The sequence below is a fragment of the Mesorhizobium sp. M2C.T.Ca.TU.002.02.1.1 genome, from assembly GCF_003997225.1.
This window is the reverse complement of record NZ_RZTO01001160.1, coordinates 1-1,432: the sequence shown is the minus strand read 5'-3', so window position 1 is coordinate 1,432 and position 1,432 is coordinate 1. Positions and strand designations below refer to the sequence as shown.

Here is a 1,432-nt window from a genome sequence, read left to right as displayed (position 1 = left end):
TCCTTGGGGTCGGCGCCGCGGAGCTCGATATTGGCCTGGCCAGTCAAGCCAGCCAGGCCGATATCGGCCTGTGTCGACTTGGTGATGGGCGTCATGCGGTCGATCTCGGTGTCGGCGATGGCCACCGTCGGATTGTCGACGTCGATATAGACCCGTTTGACGTCACCGACCTTGACGCCGTTGAACAGCACGAAGCTGCCGCGGCCGAGGCCTGAGGCCGAACCTGGAATGCGCACGCGCAGCATTGTCGTTTCGCCTCTGTCGCCGATCGCCGCGGTCCAATAGACGAAGGCGAAAGCCGCCAGGATCGCCCCCAGCGTGAAGATGCCGACAATAACGTAGTTGGCTCTTGTTTCCATCGACCCACTTATGGCTATGCGCGCGCAGCAAGATCAAGTTGCCGGGCGCGTTTTCCGCGGAAATAGGATTTCACCCACGGCTCCTCGCTCTTCAGCATGTCGTCGATCGTGCCTTCCACCAGCACCCGCTTCTTTCCGAGCACTGCGACGTGGTCGCAGGCGGTAAACAGCGTGTCGAGATCGTGCGTGACCATGTAGACGGTCAGATCCATCGTGTCGCGCAGCTTGACGACAAGCTCGTCGAATTCGGCCGCGCTGATCGGGTCGAGCCCCGATGTCGGCTCGTCGAGAAAGACGATGTCGGGGTCGAGCGCCAAGGCGCGCGCCAGCGCGGCGCGCTTGATCATGCCGCCGGACAGCTCGGAGGGAAATTTCTGTGCGGCGTCGGCCGGCAATCCGACCAGTTCGATCTTGAGTATGGCGAGTTCATCCATCAGCGCCTTGGGCAGGTCGAGGTATTCGCGCATCGGCACCTGCACGTTCTCCAGCACCGTCAGCGCCGAAAACAGCGCGCCATGCTGGAAAAGGACGCCCAGCCGCATGTCGATGCGCAGGCGATCGGCGTCGCTTGCCTTGTCGACATCGACGCCGAACAGCTTGATCGTCCCTGATTGCTTCGGCATCAGTCCCAATATCGTACGCAGCAGCACCGATTTGCCGGCGCCGGAGGCGCCGACGAAGCCGAGGATTTCCCCGCGCTTGATGTCGAGCGAAAGCTTGTCGAGGATCAGCTTGTCACCGATGGCAACGGTAACGTCGCGAACCGAAAGCACGATCTCGCCGTCGTTCGTGTGCTCCGCTGCCATGGCGCCGTTGCCGTTCGCCATCTCAGAAGCCGATCGCTGCGTAGAACATGGCGAAGAGCCCGTCGAGGATGATGACGATGAAGATCGACTTCACCACCGACGCGGTGACGTGCAGGCCGAGCGATTCGGCGCTGCCGCCGACCTTCATGCCTTCGACCGACGCGATGATGCCGATGATCAGGGCCATGAACGGCGCCTTGATCAGGCCGGCAAAGATGGTGCTGAGATCGATGGCGACGCGCAGCCTGTCTATGAACGCTGCCGGCG

The 1,432-nt window shown here is 62.2% G+C and carries 3 protein-coding genes; all 3 read right to left on the bottom strand.

What is annotated here, in order from left to right:
• A partial coding sequence (locus EOD07_RS34315) for an MlaD family protein (RefSeq protein ID WP_164772836.1) occupies nt 1–359 on the bottom strand: 359 nt, incomplete at its 3' end.
• 14 nt (nt 360–373) lie between these two features.
• On the bottom strand, nt 374–1,186 hold the full coding sequence (locus EOD07_RS34310) for an ABC transporter ATP-binding protein (RefSeq protein ID WP_127238344.1): 813 nt from the start codon (nt 1,184–1,186) through the stop codon (nt 374–376).
• 1 nt (nt 1,187) lies between these two features.
• Nucleotides 1,188–1,432: ABC transporter permease (locus tag EOD07_RS34305; protein WP_206519652.1), on the bottom strand; the 245-nt coding region annotated here is incomplete at its 5' end.

Excerpts from the sequence above, each read along its gene's own strand:
- EOD07_RS34310 (WP_127238344.1), bottom strand. The coding sequence starts at position 1,186 with ATGGCGAACGGCAACGGCGCCATGGCAGCGGAGCACACGAACGACGGC.